Origin of the sequence: Azospirillum halopraeferens DSM 3675 (assembly GCF_000429625.1) — a bacterium.
Classification (GTDB): Bacteria; Pseudomonadota; Alphaproteobacteria; order Azospirillales; family Azospirillaceae; genus Azospirillum; species Azospirillum halopraeferens.
Genome location: NZ_AUCF01000001.1, coordinates 384,485 through 402,328, shown reverse-complemented (window position 1 = coordinate 402,328; position 17,844 = coordinate 384,485). Strand labels below are relative to the sequence as shown.

Annotated in this window: 15 protein-coding genes; 5 read left to right on the top strand and 10 right to left on the bottom strand. The window is 69.5% G+C overall.

Annotation, left to right across the window (positions count from 1 at the left end; all coding sequences use genetic code 11):
• Nucleotides 1–22 precede the first annotated feature (22 nt).
• The 4 genes from map (at nucleotide 23) to G472_RS0101900 (ending at nucleotide 4,159) form a co-directional block, all read left to right on the top strand.
• A complete protein-coding gene (gene map, locus G472_RS0101915) occupies nucleotides 23–874 on the top strand; it encodes a type I methionyl aminopeptidase (RefSeq protein ID WP_051340312.1) in 852 nt (283 codons plus the stop codon).
• Nucleotides 875–892: 18 nt separating this feature from the next.
• A complete protein-coding gene (locus G472_RS30740; RefSeq protein ID WP_051340163.1) occupies nucleotides 893–1,507 on the top strand; it encodes an NUDIX hydrolase in 615 nt (204 codons plus the stop codon).
• A 192-nt stretch (nucleotides 1,508–1,699) separates the two neighbouring features.
• Complete coding sequence (gene tyrS / locus G472_RS0101905) at nucleotides 1,700–2,995, top strand: tyrosine--tRNA ligase (RefSeq protein WP_029007011.1); 1,296 nt, start codon at nucleotides 1,700–1,702, stop codon at nucleotides 2,993–2,995.
• 204 nt (nucleotides 2,996–3,199) lie between these two features.
• Complete coding sequence (locus G472_RS0101900) at nucleotides 3,200–4,159, top strand: hypothetical protein (RefSeq protein ID WP_029007010.1); 960 nt, start codon at nucleotides 3,200–3,202, stop codon at nucleotides 4,157–4,159.
• Here the strand turns inward: G472_RS0101900 and G472_RS0101895 are convergent, their stop codons facing one another.
• The 8 genes from G472_RS0101895 to G472_RS0101860 form a co-directional block, all read right to left on the bottom strand.
• Nucleotides 4,160–4,933, bottom strand: coding sequence for an MBL fold metallo-hydrolase (locus G472_RS0101895; RefSeq protein WP_029007009.1), 774 nt, complete (start codon nucleotides 4,931–4,933; stop codon nucleotides 4,160–4,162).
• Nucleotides 4,934–4,938: 5 nt separating this feature from the next.
• The gene (locus G472_RS0101890; protein ID WP_029007008.1) at nucleotides 4,939–5,739 is read right to left on the bottom strand and encodes a TatD family hydrolase; all 801 of its coding nucleotides are present in this window, start codon (nucleotides 5,737–5,739) and stop codon (nucleotides 4,939–4,941) included.
• Nucleotides 5,740–5,753: 14 nt separating this feature from the next.
• On the bottom strand, nucleotides 5,754–7,310 hold the full coding sequence (metG, locus tag G472_RS0101885; protein WP_029007007.1) for a methionine--tRNA ligase: 1,557 nt from the start codon (nucleotides 7,308–7,310) through the stop codon (nucleotides 5,754–5,756).
• Between the two features lie 54 nt (nucleotides 7,311–7,364).
• A complete protein-coding gene (locus tag G472_RS0101880; RefSeq protein ID WP_029007006.1) occupies nucleotides 7,365–8,492 on the bottom strand; it encodes a DNA polymerase III subunit delta' in 1,128 nt (375 codons plus the stop codon).
• The gene (gene tmk / locus G472_RS0101875; RefSeq protein WP_029007005.1) at nucleotides 8,489–9,136 is read right to left on the bottom strand and encodes a dTMP kinase; all 648 of its coding nucleotides are present in this window, start codon (nucleotides 9,134–9,136) and stop codon (nucleotides 8,489–8,491) included. The genes G472_RS0101880 and tmk overlap by 4 nt, the downstream gene beginning before the upstream one ends.
• Nucleotides 9,137–9,146: 10 nt before the next feature.
• Nucleotides 9,147–10,298: a D-alanyl-D-alanine carboxypeptidase family protein gene (locus G472_RS0101870; RefSeq protein ID WP_029007004.1), complete on the bottom strand. Its 1,152-nt coding sequence runs from the start codon at nucleotides 10,296–10,298 to the stop codon at nucleotides 9,147–9,149.
• A gap of 44 nt (nucleotides 10,299–10,342) precedes the next feature.
• Nucleotides 10,343–11,269, bottom strand: coding sequence for a septal ring lytic transglycosylase RlpA family protein (locus tag G472_RS0101865; protein WP_245593361.1), 927 nt, complete (start codon nucleotides 11,267–11,269; stop codon nucleotides 10,343–10,345).
• A gap of 116 nt (nucleotides 11,270–11,385) precedes the next feature.
• A complete protein-coding gene (locus G472_RS0101860) occupies nucleotides 11,386–12,195 on the bottom strand; it encodes a YdcF family protein (RefSeq protein WP_084536371.1) in 810 nt (269 codons plus the stop codon).
• A 197-nt stretch (nucleotides 12,196–12,392) separates the two neighbouring features.
• Between G472_RS0101860 and G472_RS0101855 the strand changes: the two genes are divergently transcribed.
• Nucleotides 12,393–14,351 carry a methyl-accepting chemotaxis protein gene (locus G472_RS0101855; RefSeq protein WP_029007001.1) on the top strand — a complete coding sequence of 653 codons (1,959 nt, stop codon included), beginning with the start codon at nucleotides 12,393–12,395 and terminating at the stop codon, nucleotides 14,349–14,351.
• Between the two features lie 52 nt (nucleotides 14,352–14,403).
• Here the strand turns inward: G472_RS0101855 and G472_RS0101850 are convergent, their stop codons facing one another.
• Together G472_RS0101850 and G472_RS0101845 are read right to left on the bottom strand one after the other, a co-directional pair.
• Nucleotides 14,404–17,052: a valine--tRNA ligase gene (locus tag G472_RS0101850; RefSeq protein WP_029007000.1), complete on the bottom strand. Its 2,649-nt coding sequence runs from the start codon at nucleotides 17,050–17,052 to the stop codon at nucleotides 14,404–14,406.
• Nucleotides 17,053–17,121: 69 nt separating this feature from the next.
• Entirely contained in the window at nucleotides 17,122–17,805 is a 684-nt protein-coding gene (locus tag G472_RS0101845; RefSeq protein ID WP_029006999.1) for a DUF2497 domain-containing protein, read from the bottom strand.
• Nucleotides 17,806–17,844: the final 39 nt, after the last annotated feature.

The following is a 17,844-nucleotide window of genomic DNA, read 5'->3' as shown; positions in this document are numbered from 1 at the left end:
CCCGAACGAAAGGGCACGGATGATGAAGCAAGAGGCGACGACCATCACCGCGGGCGGCGAGCGCGCGGTCACCACCGACCATGAGGGGCGGCCCATCCCGCTGTACACCGCCGACGATTTCGCCGGCCTGCGCCGGGCCGGGCGTCTGGCGGCGGAAACCCTGGACTACATCACGCCCCACGTGGTCCCCGGCGTGGCCACCGGCCACCTCGACCGGCTGATCGAAGGCTTCATGCGCGACCACGGCGCCATTCCCGCGACGGTGGGCTACAAGGGCTATCCGGCGGCGAGCTGCATCTCGCCGAACCACGTGGTCAACCATGGCATCCCCAGCGACGACAAGCGCCTGGCCCGGGGCGACATCGTCAACATCGACGTCACCGTGATCCTCGACGGCTGGTACGGCGACACCAGCCGCATGTTCTACGTCGGCGACGGCATCGGCGTGCGGGCCCGCAAGCTGGTGGAGCTGACCTACGACGCGATGATGGCGGGCATCGCGCAGGCGAAGCCCGGCAACCACCTGGGCGACGTCGGCCATGCCATCCAGACCCTGGCCGAGGCCAACCGGTTCACCGTGGTGCGGGAGTTCGGCGGGCACGGCATCGGCCGGGTCTTCCACGATGCCCCGCACGTCGACCATTTCGGCAAGCCGGGGCAGGGGACGCTGCTGGTTCCCGGCATGGTCTTCACCATCGAACCGATGCTGAACGCTGGCAAGCGGGACGTGAAGATCCTGTCCGACGGCTGGACCACGGTGACCCGCGACCGCTCCCTGTCGGCCCAGTTCGAACACCAGGTGGGCATCACCGAGGACGGCTGCGAGATCTTCACCCTGTCGCCGGCCGGCTTCACCCGGCCGCCCTATGAATGAGAGGGGAGGGGCGACCCCATGACCGGCGAGCGCAAGACCCTGGAGCCATGGACGGTGCTGCACAGCCGCGACGTCTACACCCACGAGCCCTGGCTGAAGATCCGGGTGGAGGCGCTGGAGCTGCCGGACGGCCGCCGCGTCGAGTTCCACCAGGTCGACGCGCCGGCGTTCGTCATCATCGTGCCGGAGACCGCCGACGGCCGGTTCGTCGTGCTGCGCCAGTACAAGCACGGCGCGCGCCGGGTGAACGTGAACTTTCCCGCCGGCACCCTGGACGCGGGTGAGACACCGCTGGCGTGCGCCCGCCGCGAACTGCTGGAGGAGACGGGCTGCGAGGCGGAAGCGTGGACCGACCTCGGCGCCTACGCCACCATGGGCAACCTGCGCGGCAACCTCTGCCACCTGTTCCTGGCCCGCGGCTGCCGCACCGTCGCCGAGCCGGACTCCGGCGACCTGGAGGAGATGCGGGTGGAGACGATGACCCGCGGCGAGCTGCTGGCCGCCGTGGCGGCGGGCGATTTCGCCATCGCGTCGCAGGTGGCGGCCCTGGGCGCCGCCCTGAACCCGGACCTGGCCGACGCGCTCGCCCGCGGCGCCGGGGCATCGGCGGGTGGCGGGCGCGAAGGGGCTTGACCCGGGGGGCGGTCCTGCCTAGGGTCCGGCCATGACCGAGCGAGCCAGCACCGCCTGCGCCTATTATGCGCTGTCCTTCAGGGGCGGCGTCGTTCGGCTTTGACCTGAACACCATGCCGCCGCGGACCGGCGGCGCGTGGTGACGGCAGACCTCCGGGACGTGGCACTTTCCCGGAGATCCGTGCCATCATGATGCATCCCGTTCCCCCGAGCCGGCCGCACCGTTCCGCCTTCCTGCGGACGCTGGCCGAGCGCGGCTTCCTCAACCAGTGCAGCGATCCCGAGGCGTTGGACGCGGGACTGGCCCGCGGTCCGGTCACCGCCTACGTCGGGTTCGACGCGACGGCGGACAGCCTGCACGTCGGCCATCTCGTCTCCATCATGGCGCTGCGCTGGCTCCAGCGCACGGGCCATAAGCCGATCGTGCTGATCGGTGGCGGGACGACGCGGATCGGTGATCCCAGCTTCCGCGACGCCAGCCGGCCCATGCTGGACGACGAGCGCATCGCCGCCAACGCCGCCGGCATCCGTTCGGTCTTCGCGAGATACCTGACGTTCGGCAAGGGGCCGACCGATGCGGTCATGGTCGACAACGCCGACTGGCTGGACGGATTGCGGTACATCGACCTGCTGCGGGACGTGGGGCGCCACTTCACCGTCAACCGCATGCTGGGATTCGACTCCGTCCGGCTGCGGCTGGAGCGGGAGCAGCCGCTGTCGTTCCTGGAGTTCAACTACATGATTCTCCAGGGGTTCGATTTCGTCGAACTGGCGCGCCGGTACGGCTGCACGTTGCAGATGGGCGGGTCCGACCAATGGGGCAACATCGTCAACGGCATCGACCTGGGACGGCGCACGGAGGGCAGGGACCTGTTCGGGTTGACCACGCCGCTGCTGACCACGGCGTCGGGCGCCAAGATGGGGAAGACCGCCTCGGGCGCCGTGTGGCTGAACGCCGACAAGCTGTCCCCCTATGAATTCTGGCAGTTCTGGCGCAACACCGATGATGCCGATGTCGGCCGTTTCCTGCGCCTCTTCACCGAACTGCCCCTGGCCGACATCGAGAGCCTGGAGCGCGCCGACGGTGCGGGGATCAACGAGGCGAAAGTGATCCTGGCCACGGAAGCCACCCGCCTCTGCCACGGCGACGACCACGCCGAACGGGCGGCCGAAACCGCCCGCCGGACCTTCACCTCCGCGACGGCGCCCGACGGGCTGCCGACGATTACGGTCGCCGGAGACCCATCCGTCGGCATTCCCGTGGTCGATCTGCTGGTGCAGGCGCAGTTCGCCGCGTCCAGGGGGGACGCGCGCCGCTTGATCCGCGATGCCGGTGCCCGGCTGAACGGCGCCGTGGTCACCGGTGAAGCCGCCGTGCTCACCACGGCCGACCTGAGTGCCGACGGCTCGGCCCGCCTGTCCGCCGGCCGCAAGCGCCATGCGCTGGTCCGGGTGACAGTGGACACTCCGGCGCGGTCGGACACCTGACAAAGGAGCGGTTCGGGGCCGGTAGCAGACGACACCGGCCCCGGCGGCGCACTTCAATCTTGAATTCAGCCGCTTACAGCAAAAAATCAGATAATCGACATTATGGAAAATAAGCGCATGCCCGGAGCAGGGCGGCTCTGGCGGTGTTCGGCCCGGATCCATTATGGTGCGCGCCCGGTCCGGCAATCCGATGACGATACCTCCATGCGGCAGTCCGTTGCACAGCGTTTCGCCCGTGTCCTGGCCCTGGTGCCGGCGCTTCTCATCACGGCGGCGGCACCGGCGTCGGCGGATCGCGGTGCGGTGACCGCGGCCGTGGCGGCCATCGAGCGGACACCCGAGGCGGCGGCGCAGGAGCTGGAACGGTACGATGATCCCGCGGCCAAGGCCTGGCGGGTTTACCTCTATCACATCGGCGCCGCACCGGTGCCGGGGACCGAGGTGATCGACCGGCGGTCGCCGGAAACCCTTGCCGAGAACCGCCGGCTGGTGGCGGAGATCCTGGACGGCGGGCTGCCCGACGATCGGTACCTCATGGAGGAGATCCGCAACCTCGGCGACATTGCCGGCGGGTCGACGGCGACCGTGCTGTTCTTCCTGCGCCATGTGCTGTCGACGACCGACCTGGACGTGCCGTGCTTTCTGCTGACCCGGCACGGGCAGGCGGCGTTCGAGGCGTTCGGGGCGTTCTGGGGCGGGGTGCGCGACAGCCGGCCGGACGTCTGCACCGACGCCCCTGCCCTGCTGTTCGACCGTCCCGAATGGCGCCGGATCGCCGGTCTGATCGACCCGGTCATCGAGCCGGCCCTGGCCGAGCGCGGCGCGATCCGCATCGCCTACGAACGCCAGTTCCGCATGGACGCCCTGCAGGCGACCCTGGTGCCCAGCACGCTGCTGGAGGCGCCCCATTCTCTTCCCGCGGAACGCGCCGCCGCCCGCCGCCGGCGCGCCGTGGAGGTCTTCCGCTCCCCGGGCGATGACCTCGCGGTCCTGCCGCAAGCGGTCCACACCGCCGTGCGCAACGCCCTGCCCGCCGCCATCGACGCGACGGCAAAGGTTTATCGGGATGTGTTCAAGCTGGCCCCGAAGTACGCCACCGAAGCGGCGGAGGCCGCGGCGGAACGGTTCATCGCCGGCCGCATCGGACTGTTCGTCGATGGGTGATCAGAGACCGGGAACCTCGAGCACCATGCCGTCGTAGCCCGGTTCGACGCCCGCCGGCAGCTTGCGGCGGAGCGAGTCGTAGTCCAGGCTGTTGTTCATGTGGGTGAGCACCGCCTGCCGCGGCCGCACGCGGGCGATCCATTCCAGCGTCAGGTCCAGATGGGCGTGCACCGGGTGGGGTTCCTCGCGGGTGCAATCGACGATCCAGGTGTCGATGCCCTCCAGGGCGGCGAAGGCCGTCTCATCCAGGCGGACCACGTCGGTGGAATAGGCGAAGGCGCCGATGCGGAAGCCGTACGTCAGGGTGTAGCCGTGGTCCTGCAGGATCGGCAGGACCGGCACGCCGGCCACGGCGAACGGTCCGTCCACCGGCACCGCTTCCAGGACCGGACGGTAGAACCCGTGCCCGGCCGGCAGCGGGTCGAAGCAATAGGCGAAGCGCCGCTTCAGCTCCTCCAGATGCGCGGCCATGCCGTAGGCCGGGATGGCCCCGTGCATCAGGCGGCAGATCTCCCGCAACTCGTCGATGCCGTGGCAATGGTCGGCGTGCTGGTGGGTGTAGAGCACGCCGTCCAGCCGCCGCACCCCGGCGTCCAGCAGTTGCTGGCGCAGATCCGGCGTGGTGTCGATCAGCAGGGCCGCCCCGCCCGCCTCCACCAGCGCCGACGGCCGGAGCCGGCGGTTGCGGGGGTTGGCGGGATCGCAGTGGCCCCACTGGCCGCCGATCACCGGCACGCCGGCCGAACCGCCACAGCCCAGCACGGTGACGCGCACGGCGGTCACGCGGCCGCGTCGCGCGCGGCGCCCGCCGCGCGGTCGAACAGACGGAAGAAGTTCTCCGTGCTCCGCCGCGCCAGTTCGGCCGGGTCCAGCCCCTTCACCTCCGCCACCACGCGGGCGGTGTTGACCACATAGGCCGGCTCGTTGCGTTTGCCGCGGAACGGCATGGGGGCCAGGTACGGCGCGTCGGTCTCCACCAGGATGCGGTCCAGCGGCACGTCGGCCACGATCGCCCGCAATTCGTCCGACTTCTTGAAGGTGACGATCCCCGACAGCGAGATGTGGAAGCCGAAATCCAGTGCGTCTTCAGCCAGTTGCCGGGTGGAGCTGAAGCAGTGCAGCAACCCCTTCAGGCCGCTGCCGGTGGCCTCCTCCCGCACGATGCGCATGGTGTCCGCGTCGGCGTCGCGGGTGTGAACGATCAGCGGCAGGCCGGTGCGCAGCGCCGCCCGGATGTGGCGGCGGAAGCTCTCCCGCTGCGCTTCGCGGGGGCTCTTGTCGTAGTAATAGTCCAGCCCCGTTTCGCCCAGCCCGACCACCTTGGGGTGGGCGGCCAGGGCGACCAGCCGGTCCTCGGTCGCCTCGTCCAGTTCCTCCCCGGCGTTGTGGGGGTGGACGCCGAGGGAACAGAGCACGTCGTCATACCGTTCGGCGATCGCCCGCACCCGGTCGAAGCGGGACAGGTGGGTGCAGATGGTGACCATGCGCCCCACCCCGGCCCGCCGGGCGCGCGCCACGATCTCGTCCAGGTCGTCGGCGAAATCGGGAAAGTCCAGGTGGCAGTGACTGTCGACCAGCATCGCGCCTTCGGCCATCAGCTCTTGGTCTCCTCGACGTAGCGCGGGAACACGCCCTGCGGTGCCGGCAGCGGCGTGCCGGGCTTCAGCGCCCCGGCCGGGCCCAGACGGTCGAAGCCGCGGGCGTCGGCGCCCTGCCCCAACTGGTCCAGGATGCGGGCCGACGACTCGGGCATCACCGGCTGGGTCATGATCGCCAGATGGCGGATCGTCTCGGCCAGCACGTACAGGACCGTGCCCATGCGGGCCGGATCGGTCTTCTTCAGCGCCCACGGGGCCTGTTCGTCAATGTAGCGGTTGGCGTCATCGACCACCCGCCAGATCGCGTCCAGCGCGCGGTGGAACGCCTGCTCGCGCATCTCCGCCCGCACCGCGCCCAGCAGACCGTGGGCGGCGGCCAGCAGCGTCTCGTCGGCGGCGGTGAAGGGCTGCGGTTCGGGCACCGCACCGCCGCAGTTCTTCCCGATCATCGACAGGGACCGCTGCACCAGGTTGCCGTACCCGTTGGCCAGTTCGCTGTTGATGCGCTGGACCATGGCGGCGTGGGAGAAGTCGCCGTCCTTGCCGAACGCCACCTCGCGCAGCAGGAAATACCGGGTCTGGTCCAGCCCGTAGGTGGTGACCAGCGACTCCGGCGCGATGACGTTGCCCAGCGACTTGGACATCTTCTGCCCTTCGATGGTCCACCAGCCGTGGGCGAACACGCGCCGGGGCGGCTCCAGCCCCGCCGCCATCAGGAAGGCAGGCCAGTAGACGGCGTGGAAGCGCAGGATGTCCTTGCCCACCATGTGCAGGTCGGCGGGCCAGTAGCGGGCGTAGTCGCTGCCCTCGGCGGTGTTCGGGTATCCCACCGCGGTGATGTAGTTGGTCAGGGCGTCGAGCCAGACGTACATGATGTGCTTGTCGTCGCCCGGCACCGGGATGCCCCAGGAAAAGGCGGTGCGGCTGATCGACAGGTCCTTCAGCCCGCTCTTCACGAACGAGATCACCTCGTTGCGGCGGCCGGGCGGCAGGATGAAGTCGGGGTGGGCCTCGTAATGCGCCAGCAGCCGGTCCTGCCAGGCCGACAGGCGGAAGAAATAGGACGGCTCCTCCACCCATTCGCACTCGGCCCCCGTGGGGGCGATCTTGCGGCCGTCGGGCCCGTCGGTCAGCTCGTCCTCGCCGTAGAACGCCTCGTCGCGCACTGAATACCAGCCGGCGTAGGCGCCGAGATAGATCGCGCCGTTCTCCAGCAGGCGCGTCCACAGGGCCTGCACGGCCTCCACATGGCGCGGCTCGGTGGTGCGGATGAAGTCGTCGTTGGAGAAGTTCATCACCCGCACGAGGTCGCGGAAGTTCTGCGACACCCGGTCGGTGAAGGCCTGCGGCGCCACCCCGGCGGCCTGCGCCGACTTTTCCACCTTCTGCCCATGCTCGTCGGTGCCGGTGAGGAACTTCACCTCGTAGCCGTCGAGGCGCATGAACCGGGCGAGCGCGTCGCAGGCCAGCGTGGTGTAGGCGTGGCCGATGTGCGGCACGTCGTTGACGTAATAGATGGGCGTGGTGAGGTAGTAGGTCTTCGACCCGGCCATGGTCGGCTGTCTCCCGAGGTGCGGTGCTGCTGGCCGGCGGCAGGCCGGCTCTGTTCAGGTGGCCGCTGCCTCGAGCGTCAGCAAGGCATTCACGACCACCTGCTTGCGGTCCAGATTGGCGGATTCGGCGCGTGCGAACTGGCGCCCGACCTTTTCCCACACCTCCACCCAGCGATCAAGACCGCGGGCGGCGGCCAGCCGGGTCATCAGGGCCGCCTCGCCGGGCACCACCTCGTCCGGCAACGCGCCGCGGGCCAGGGATCGGGCGAAGCGGGCCAGCCACCACACCAGCAGGTCCGTGGCCGTCTCGTAGGTGCCGTCGTCGGCGCCGCGGGTCAGCTTCTCGCCGAACGCATAGGCAGCGCTCACGTCCAGCGTCGGCAGGGTGCTCAGCAGCCCCATCAGGTCGCGGTAGAGGTCGAGGCCGCCGGCGTCGGCGAGCGCCACGGCGCGGCCGATGCTGCCCTCGGCCAGACGGGCCAGGGCCGCCCGGTCCCCCTCCGCCAGGTCCGGCCGGTAGCGCGTCAGCAGATCGACCACCGCCGCCTCCGGCAGGGGATGCAGTGCCAGCTTGCGGCAACGCGACCGGATGGTCGGAAGCATGCCGCCGGGGTTCTCGCTGACCAGCAGCAGCAGGGCGCGCGGCGGGGGCTCCTCCAGGATCTTCAGGATGGCGTTGAGGCCGCTGGTGTTCATACGGTCGGCGCCGTCGATCACGGCGACGCGCCATCCCCCCTCGCCCGCCGTCTTGTGCAGGAAGGGCGCGATCTTGCGCACGTCGTCGACGGCGATGTCGCGCTTCAGCCGCCCCTTCTTCTCGTCGCGCTGGCGTTCGACCGTCAGCAGGTCGGCGTGCCCGCCCGACGCCACACGGCGGAACACCGGTGTCTCCGGTGCGACGGCGAGGGAGGCCGGCCGTTCCGGCTCCCCGAACAGGCCGGGCGCTCCGGCGCTGTCCGCGCCCTGCGCCAGCACGAAGCGGGCGAAGCGGTAGGCCAGCGTCGCCTTGCCGATGCCGGGCGGGCCGCCGATCAGCCAGGCGTGCGGCAGCCGGCCGGAGTTCCAGGCGTCCAGCAGCGTGTGTTCCGCCGCCTCGTGCCCGATCAGGTCGGGGTTGCGCCGGGGGGCGAACGGGTCCTGCTCCGCCGGCGGAGACGCGGGCTGGCGGGTGGCCCGGCTCACGGTGCCGGCACTCCCAGCCGCCGGGTGACCACGTCCAGGACGGCGACCTGGACCGCCTCCACCGGGTGGGCAGCGTCGATCACCGCGCAGCGCCGCGGTTCCCGCCGGGCGATGTCGAGGAATCCGTCGCGCAGGCGCCGGTGAAAGGCGACATCCATGCGCTCGTAGCGGTCCTCGCCGCCGCGCCGCGCGCGGGCGCGCTCCAGCCCCGTCTCGACCGGCAGGTCCAGGATCAGCGTCAGGTCGGGTGCCGCGCCGTCCAGGGCCACCCGCTGCAACGCCTCAATGGGGCCGCGGCCCAGCCCGAGGCCGTAGCCCTGGTACGCCATGGTGCTGTCGAAGAAGCGGTCGCACAGCACCCAGCGGCCGGCGTCCAGCGCCGGCCACACCGTCCGCTCCAGATGATCGCGTCGTGCGGCCGTGTGCAGCAGCGCTTCCGTCATGGCGCCCCAGCGTCCCGTCTCACCGGCCACCAGCAACCCGCGGATCTCCTCCGCACCGGGGGAGCCGCCCGGCTCCCGGGTGGTCACCACCGCCACCCCGCACGCGGTCAGCGCATCGGCGAGCAGGCGGAGCTGGGTCGATTTGCCTGCCCCCTCCCCGCCCTCCAGCGTGATGAAGCGGCCGCGGGACACCGTGCTCATGTCCGCACCGTCACGAACCGGCGCCGAGGACGAGGTAGCGCGCACCGGCGAGAGCGCGGCCGAAGAAGCCCAGCCGCGGCACGTCGACGGCCGCCACCACCGGGACCTCCTTGACGGGCTGGCCGGGAGCCGTGATGACCACCTTGCCCACCGGGTCACCCTTGGCGATGGGCGCCTGCACGGGGGCGTCGGTCACCAGCTTCACCGTCATGCCCGGCCGGTCGGCGCGGGCCAGCGTGACCTTCAGGTCCTGCGTCACGGTGGCGGGCACCGTCTCTTCGGCGCCTAGCCACACGGGGACCTGTTCGATCGTCTCGCCCGCCCGGAACAGGGAATAGGCTTCGAACTCACGGAAGCCCCACTCCATGATGCGCGCGGATTCGTCCGCGCGCGCCTGCATGGAGGGCAGCCCGTTGACCACCAGCACCAGGCGCCGGCCATCCCGCATCGCCGAGGCCATCAGGCCGTAGCCGGCGGCCTCAGTGTGGCCGGTCTTCAACCCGTCGGCGCCGATGTCGCGGTAGAGCAGCGGGTTGCGGTTGCCCTGCTTGATGCCGTGGTAGGTGAACTCCTTCTCCGAATAGAAATGATAATACTCGGGAAAATCATCGATCAGACGCTGTGCCAGAAGCGCCAGATCGTGCGCCGTGGAGTAGTGGTTGGGGTCGGGCCAGCCCGTGGAATTGGTGAAGTTGCTGGCATGGAGGCCGATCTGCCGGGCCCGGTCGGTCATCACCCGCGAGAACGCCTGCTCGGACCCGGCCAGCGCTTCCGCCAGCACGATGCAGGCGTCGTTGCCGGACTGGATGATGACGCCGCGGATCAGGTCCTCGACCCGGATGGTGTTGTTCAGCTCCACGAACATTTTGGAGCCTTGCATGCGCCAGGCGCGCTCGCTCACCGGCAGCGTGTCGTCCAGGGACAGACGGCCGTCGCGCAGCGCGTCGAACACAACGTACATCGTCATGACCTTGCTCATGGACGATGTCGGCATGCGTTCGTGCGCGGCCTTTTCGAACAGCACCGTGTCCGTCGTCATGTCGATGAGCACCGCCTGTTTGGCGATGGTGTCGATGGTGGCGGCGTGCACCGGCAGGGCCGCACCGATGGCGGCCACCACCGCGGCGAGCGCGATGACGAGGCGCTTTCGGATGACGGTCATGACTACTCCCTTCCAAACGCAGGACAACGGCAATGGGCGGACGTTCAATCGACGATGATTTTGGCGTCCGTGTGGCCGGCGGCGATCACCCTCTCCAGGATGGCGTCAGCCCGGTCGACGTCGCTGATGGGCCCCAGGCGGACCCGGTAGAAGCGCTGGCCGTTGACCGTCGCCTGGCTGACGGCCGCCGGGGCGATGCCGCCCAGGCGCGCGGTCAGGCGGCTGGCGTTGTCGGCCACCGTGAAGGCGCCGGCCTGGACATAGATGGCTTCCCGCCGGGGAACCGGCAGGTCGACGACCACCGGCGCCGGCAGGAAACGCCCGTCCACGGTGGCGCCGGCGACGGTGCGGGGTGACTCGACCGGGGTTTCGGTGCGCGGCGCGGGTTGTGACGGCGGCGGCGCCTGCGCCACCTGGACGGAGGAGCGCGGCGCTGCCCGCGGCGCCGGTCCGTCGGATTCGGCCAGCACGGCGGCCGGCGTGTTGCGCCGGGCGGCCATGGCGATCTGGCGGCTTTCGTCGGCAAGGATCTGGACGCGCACCTTGGCGGTGCCGCGGGTCTCGAACCCCAGAAGCTGTGCGCCGCGCCGCGACATGTCGATGATGCGGCCATGCACGAACGGCCCGCGGTCGTTGACGCGCACCACCACGGAGCGGCCGTTGTCCAGGTTCGTCACGCGCACCAGACTGGGCATCGGCAGGGTCTTATGCGCCGCGGTCAGTTCCATCTCGTTGTACGTCTCGCCGTTGGCCGTGGCGCGCGTGTGGAAGCCCGGCCCGTACCAGGAGGCGATGCCGGTCTCGTTGTAGCTCCAGTCCTCCGCCGGATAGTACCAGACTCCCTTGATCTGATAGGGCTTTCCGACCTTGTAGGTGCCGCCTCCGGAAAGGCCGGCCGACCCGGTGGGCGGTTTCTGCGCGCACGCGGCCAGCGCCAGCACGCCCAGCAGAATGGCCGCCCGCGTCAGCATCCCTCCCCGCCCCATACGCCCCACCCCTTTCGATCGTGCGGTCGCACTCTAACGAAGGCGGTTCCGTGCGCCAATGGCTTCGGGGTCGGCATCCCAAGGAAGTCGCAACGTGGCGATCACGGTCCGGGAAACAGGCTGTCGGTGCGATCCAGGGCACGATAGACGGCCAGTCCCACCCATTCGCGCACGGCGCCGTTCAGGGCGGACAATCCCTCGGCAACGTCGAGGCCGGGCCAGGGTTGCGCCCCCGCGTAGGAGCGGTAATCGACGGGCCAGGGCAGCACCGGCCAGCCGATCCGACGGAAGATGCCGACAGCGCGGGGCATGTGGGCGGCGGATGTCACGAGAATCCAGGTCTGGCCCTCCCGGGGGCCGGCGATCCGGTGGCCGTGAAGCGCGTTCTCCCGAGTGTTGCGGGAGTCCCGTTCGAACAGGATGCGGTGCGGGTCGATGCCCGCCTGGCTGAGGACCCGGGCGGCGACCGCGTCCTCCCGGTGCGTGTCGTTCCAGAGGGCGGCGGATCCCCCCGTGACCAGCAAGGTGGCGTCGGGATACCGGCGCGCCAGATCGGCGAAGGCGAGCAGCCGTTCGGCCGCCTGGTTCACCGACGGTTCGTCGCGCGACGCCGCCAGCACCGGGTTCACGGCCCCGCCCAACACGATGATGCCGTCGGCGTGCTCCGGCAGGGCGGACCGCGGGAAGCGGTTCTCCAGCGGCGCCGCCAGCCAGTGTCCGACCGGCAGAACGCCGCAGACCAGGAATCCCGTGGCGGCGACCGCCACCAGCCACCGCCCGCCGGTCCGCGCGGCGGCGGCACCGGACAGCAACCCCGCCGCGCCGAGCACCAGCAGCACCGTCAGCAGGTTGGCCGGCGCGGCCAGAGTCCACACCGTCTTGGACAGGATGAAGGTCAGAGTCTCGCTCATGCCCCATCGTACCGCAGGCGCGCAGTACTTCCATTATCCGGTGCAACATTCCTCAAACTGTAACATGAACGACATACAGATTAAGGACGCGGCCGCCATTGATGGTGCCGAACGCCCGCGTCCGGGGAGCCGGTCCGGAGCGGGGCCGCGCGCACGCGGATCCACATCACGCCATCGGTCGGGAAAGGCACGCCTCAATGCTCTCGAACGTCTCCATCGGAACGCGCATCGCGCTCCTGGTCCTGGCATCGCTGGTGACCCTGGCGCTGCTCGGCGGGACCGTCGTGGTGGGCGCGCAGCGGGTGTTCCAGGCTGCGGACGAACTGAACGGATTCCGCGAGGTGTCGGAGCGGATCACCGGCATCGAGCGGCGGGCGGGCCGCCTGCGCTTCCAGGCCCTGCGCTTCGTCACCGAGCGTGACGCCGCAGCCGCCGACGCCTTCACCACCAACGCCGTGGAGATCACCGCCCTCCTCGCCGAGGTCAGGGAAACGGCGGGATCCGCCATTCCGATCGAGGATCTGGAGAGCCTGGAAGCAGGGGTCACCGCCCTGAAGGACCGATTCGCGGCCGTCGTCACGCGCGCACGCGAACTGGGCCTCACCGACGAGGATGGGCTGCGCGGGCGCCTGCGTGACTCCGCCAAGGCGATCGAGGACGAATTGAAGATGTGGCCGAACGCCGACAAACTCTCGAGCCGCATGGAAGCGATGCGCAAGATGGAGAAGGACTTCATCATCTACGCCGATGAAGGGATGTTGTCGGGTCACCGCAAGGCGTTCAACGAATTCACCTTTTTCCTGGCCGACCAGGGGTTGGACACGCACACGCAGACGACCCTGGAAAAGCTGGTGCGGACCTACCGCACCGATCTCGGCAGCTTCGTGGACGCCACGAAGGCGTTCCGCGCCGAGGTGGCGACGTTCAACGAGGCGTTCCAGGCATTGGGTCCGCGCTTCGATGCCCTGCTCGTCACCGCCGGCAACGGCATGAACCAAGCCGTCGAAACGCAGAACCACACGGCGGACGAGGTGAGCACCACGGCCGTCACCGTCGGATCGGTCCTGGTTTTCGTTTTCGTGGCGATCAGTCTGCTGGTGGCGCGCTCCATCACCCGGCCTCTGGCCTCCATCGAGACCGTGATGAAGCGGCTGGCCGCCGGCGACCGGGCGGCGGTGGTGCCGGGGACCGACCGCCGCGACGAGATCGGCTCCATGGCCCGCGCGGTGCAGGTGTTCAAGGAAAGCCTACAGCGCACCCACGACCTGGAGATCGAAGCGCGCGCCGCCGAACGCCGCGCCGAAGAGGAGCGGCGCCAGGCCCTGGCCGAGGTGGCCCGGGACTTCGACCAGGCGTTCGGCAAGGTCCTCCACACCGTGGGCAGTGCCACCGAACAGATCCGTTCCGGCGCCCACATCCTGCGGGACACGGCGGAGAAGATGCGCCTCCAGGCCGTCGACACGTCGGAAAAGGCGGAACAGACGGCCGAGGTGGTGGGCATCGTCCACACCGTCTCCCACACCCTCACCAGTTCCATCGACGACATCGGGCAGCGGGTGTCGACCAGCAGCACCGCCGTGCAGCGCGCGGTGGAGCGCGCCCGGCGCAGCGACGATGCGGTGCGGGCGCTCTCCGACAGTTCCCAGCGCATCGGCGAGATCGTGCGCCTGATCAACGAGATCGCCGGGCAGACCAACCTGCTGGCCCTGAACGCCACCATTGAGGCGGCCCGGGCCGGTGAGGCGGGCAAGGGCTTCGCCGTGGTGGCGCAGGAGGTGAAGGTCCTCGCCAACCAGACCGCCAAGGCCACCGAGGACATCTCCGGCCAGGTCGGCGCCATCCAGGCGGCGACCACCGACGTGGTGGATGCCATCGTCGCCATCCGCCACACCATCGAGGAGGTGGAAGGGCTGTCGCGGGAGGTGTCGGTTTCCGTGGGGCGTCAGCTCGAGCAGACGCAGGAGATCGTCAACGCGGTCGGGCGCGCCAACAACACCTCCAACGAGGTGTCGGAAAGCGTCAGCAGCATGGCGATGACCGCGGCGGAAACGGGGAAGTCGGCGGTGGAGATGATCTATTCCGCCGGCCAGCTCACCAACGAGTTCCAGCAGCTCCAGACCGACGCCAGGCGCTTCGTGGAATCGATCCGGGCGTAACCGAAGGGTGTGGCCCCCCGCTCCCGGTCGGGAGAGGGGGGCCCGTGAGCCGTCAGCGCGCCAGCATCTCCAGCGCCTTGCGGAGCTTGTCGCTGGCCTGTTGGGCGGTGGCGCGGCGTTCGCGCTGTTCCTCGATAACCTCTTCCGGAGCCTTGGCGACGAACTGCTCGTTGCCCAGCTTGGCATCGATCTTGCGGATCTCGGCCGTGTGCTTCTCGATCTCCTTGGTCAGGCGCGCCCGCTCCTTGTCCAGGTCGACCACGCCTTCCAGGGGCAGCACCAGGGTCACCTCGTCCAGCACGTCCTGCACCGCTCCCTTGGGCACGTCGCCGGCCAGCGGCTCCGCCGATGCCAGGCGGGCCAGACGCAGGATCTGGTCGCGGTGGGTGTCCAGCCGCTTCAACGAGACCGCGCCGGCGTCCTTCAGCATCAGCGGGATCTGTGCGGACGGCGGCACATTCATTTCCGAGCGCATGGAGCGCACCGACGAGATCAGGCGCACCACCCAGTCCATCTCGTCGCGGGCGGCGGTATCCACCAGCTCCGGCCCATACTCCGGCCAGGCGGCAGAGATCAGCCGGTTGGCGCGGCCCTCGGCCAGTTGCTCCCACAGCTCCTCGGTGATGTAGGGCATCAGCGGGTGCAGGAGGTGCAGAATCTGGTCCAGCACAAGGGCGGTCGTGGCGCGGGTTTCCGCGGCCGCCGGCGCGTCATTGCCGGTCAGGATCGGCTTGGTGAACTCCAGGTACCAGTCGCAGAAGGTGCCCCAGGTGAACTGGTACAGCGTGCCCGCCGCTTCGTTGAACTTGTAGGCTTCGATCGACTCCGCGACCTTGCGGGCGGTTTCGGCCAGCTCACCGACGATCCAGCGGTTGACGGTCTGCGTCAGGCCCGTGGGTCGGAAACCGTCGACCGGCACGCAGGCGTTCATCTGGCAGTAGCGCGCGGCGTTCCACAGCTTGGTGGCGAAGTTGCGGTACCCTTCGACACGGTTCGTCGCCAGCTTGATGTCGCGTCCCTGCGCCGCCATGGCCGCCAGGGTGAAGCGCAGCGCGTCGGTGCCGTAGCTTTCGATGAGGTCCAGGGGGTCCATGACGTTCCCCTTGGACTTGGACATCTTCTGGCCCTTCTCGTCGCGGACCAGGGCGTGGATGTAGACGGTGCGGAACGGCACGTCACCCATGAAATGGATGCCCATCATCATCATCCGGGCGACCCAAAAGAAGATGATGTCGAAGCCGGTGACCAGCACGTCGGTGGGATAGTAGCGGGCCAGTTCCGGGGTCCGGTCCGGCCAGCCCAGGGTCGAGAACGGCCACAGGGCCGACGAGAACCAGGTGTCGAGCACGTCGGCATCGCGGGTGAGCGGCGTCGGCGCCCCGTAATGGGCGTCGGCCCTGGCCTGCGCCTCCTCCTCCGTCTCCTCGACGAAGACGGTGCCGTCGGGTCCGTACCAGGCGGGAATCTGATGCCCCCACCAGATCTGGCGGCTGATGCACCAGGGCTGGATGTTGCGCATCCACTCGAAATAGGTGTTCTCCCACTGCTTCGGGACGAACACGGTGCGGCCCGACTCCACCGCCTCGATGGCCGGCTTGGCCAGGGTGGCCGCATCCACGTACCACTGGTCGGTCAGCCACGGCTCGATCGCCACGCCGGAGCGGTCGCCGTGCGGCACCATGTGGGTGTGCGGCTCGATGGTCTCCAGCAGGCCGAGGGCCTCCAGATCGGCGACCACCTTCTTGCGCGCCTCGTACCGGTCAAGGCCGCGGTACGCCTCCGGCACGGCGTCGGTGAGGCGGGCGTCGCGGTCCATGATGTTGATGGCCTCGAGGCCGCACCGCTTGCCCACCTCGAAGTCGTTGAAATCATGGGCCGGCGTGATCTTCACCGCACCCGACCCGGTTTCCGGGTCGGCGTACTCGTCGGCGACGATGGGAATGCGGCGGCCGACCAGGGGCAGCACCACGTGCTTGCCGATCAGGTCCCGGTAACGCTCATCTTCGGGGTGGACGGCCACGCCGGTGTCGCCCAGCATGGTTTCCGGCCGGGTCGTGGCCACCACGATCCAGCGCCCCTCCTCCCCCTCGATGGGGTAGCGGAAGTGCCAGAGGTTCCCCTTGATCTCCCGCTGCTCCACCTCCAGGTCGGAGATGGCGGTGTGCAGCTTTGGGTCCCAGTTGACCAGGCGCTTGTCCTTGTAGATCAGGCCCTGCCGGTGCAGCTCCACGAACACCTTGCGGACGGCCTTGCTCAGGCCCTCGTCCATGGTGAAGCGCTCCTTGCCCCAGTCGGGCGAAGCGCCGAGGCGGCGGAGCTGGCGGGTGATGGTGCCGCCCGATTCGGCCTTCCACTCCCACACCTTGTCGATGAAGCGGTCGCGGCCCAGGTCGTGGCGGGTCTTGCCCTCCGCCGACAGGTTGCGCTCCACCACCATCTGCGTGGCGATGCCCGCGTGGTCGGTGCCGGGCTGCCACAGCGCGTCCTTGCCCCGCATGCGCTGATAGCGGATCAGCAGGTCCTGCAGGGTAAAGGTCAGCGCGTGGCCCATGTGCAGGCTGCCCGTGACGTTGGGCGGCGGCATCATGATGGTGTAGGGCCGGGCGTTCGACGTGGTGTCGGCGGCAAAGGCGCCGGACTCCTCCCACAGGCGGTAGTGCTTCTCCTCGACCTCGGCGGGCCGGTAGGTCTTTTCCAACATCTCGGGGCTACTTTCGCTCGCGCTGTCGCTTGTGTGGTGTTCGGGCGAAGGAACGGGGCGGGAAGCGTATCAGAACTTCTGGGTGCGCCGCATCATCCGGTCGATTTCCTGCTGCACCAGCCGTTCGACGACCGTCGGCAGGTTCTCGTCCAGCCATTCCTTCAGGAGCGGGCGCAACAGCTCGCGCACGACGTCCTCCACCGTGCGGATGCCGATGGGCATCGGCCCGACCGACAGGTCATCGCCCAGCTCGCGGGCGAGCTTCGTGAAGTGCTGCGACGCATCACGGGCGGTCCGGCGCGAGATCAGCGCCTCCAGATCTTCGTCGTCGTCCATGACCGGCATCGGCCGGCGCCGCGGCGGTGGCGGCGGTGGCGGCATCTCCGTCACGTCGTCGTCGAAGTCCGGCATCGGCGGCGGCGGCGGACGCCGCATCGGCGGCGGCTCCGGTTCCGGCTCCGGATCGGGGAAAACCGGCTCCTCGGCTGCCCAGGGATCCTCCGGCTCGGGCGTCGGCTCCTCGACGACCTGCGTCAGTTCGAGGACATCCTCCTCTTCCTCCTCATCCATGGCCATGGCCGGTTGAGGCGGCGGCGGCGGAGGGGGCGGAGGTGGCGGCGGCGGAGGGGGGGGCGCCTCGGGCTCCGGCTTTTCCTGGGTCTTGGCACCCGGCTCGCCGTCTTCCGATATGATCCGTCGGATGGAGGCGAGAATCTCCTCCATCGACGGTTCTTGTTGGCCTTTATCGCTCATGATGGCAAATCCGGGACGTCATCCAGCCGTGACCCTAGG

Bases quoted from the DNA above. Each gene is read 5' to 3' on its own strand.
- map (WP_051340312.1), top strand. From the start codon at position 23: ATGAAGCAAGAGGCGACGACCATCACCGCGGGCGGCGAGCGCGCGGTC.
- G472_RS30740 (WP_051340163.1), top strand. From the start codon at position 893: ATGACCGGCGAGCGCAAGACCCTGGAGCCATGGACGGTGCTGCACAGC.
- tyrS (WP_029007011.1), top strand. From the start codon at position 1,700: ATGCATCCCGTTCCCCCGAGCCGGCCGCACCGTTCCGCCTTCCTGCGG.
- G472_RS0101900 (WP_029007010.1), top strand. From the start codon at position 3,200: ATGCGGCAGTCCGTTGCACAGCGTTTCGCCCGTGTCCTGGCCCTGGTG.
- G472_RS0101890 (WP_029007008.1), bottom strand. From the start codon at position 5,739: ATGCTGGTCGACAGTCACTGCCACCTGGACTTTCCCGATTTCGCCGAC.
- metG (WP_029007007.1), bottom strand. From the start codon at position 7,310: ATGGCCGGGTCGAAGACCTACTACCTCACCACGCCCATCTATTACGTC.
- tmk (WP_029007005.1), bottom strand. From the start codon at position 9,136: ATGAGCACGGTGTCCCGCGGCCGCTTCATCACGCTGGAGGGCGGGGAG.
- G472_RS0101870 (WP_029007004.1), bottom strand. From the start codon at position 10,298: ATGACCGTCATCCGAAAGCGCCTCGTCATCGCGCTCGCCGCGGTGGTG.
- G472_RS0101865 (WP_245593361.1), bottom strand. From the start codon at position 11,269: ATGCTGACGCGGGCGGCCATTCTGCTGGGCGTGCTGGCGCTGGCCGCG.
- G472_RS0101860 (WP_084536371.1), bottom strand. From the start codon at position 12,195: ATGAGCGAGACTCTGACCTTCATCCTGTCCAAGACGGTGTGGACTCTG.
- G472_RS0101855 (WP_029007001.1), top strand. From the start codon at position 12,393: ATGCTCTCGAACGTCTCCATCGGAACGCGCATCGCGCTCCTGGTCCTG.
- G472_RS0101850 (WP_029007000.1), bottom strand. From the start codon at position 17,052: ATGTTGGAAAAGACCTACCGGCCCGCCGAGGTCGAGGAGAAGCACTAC.
- G472_RS0101845 (WP_029006999.1), bottom strand. From the start codon at position 17,805: ATGAGCGATAAAGGCCAACAAGAACCGTCGATGGAGGAGATTCTCGCC.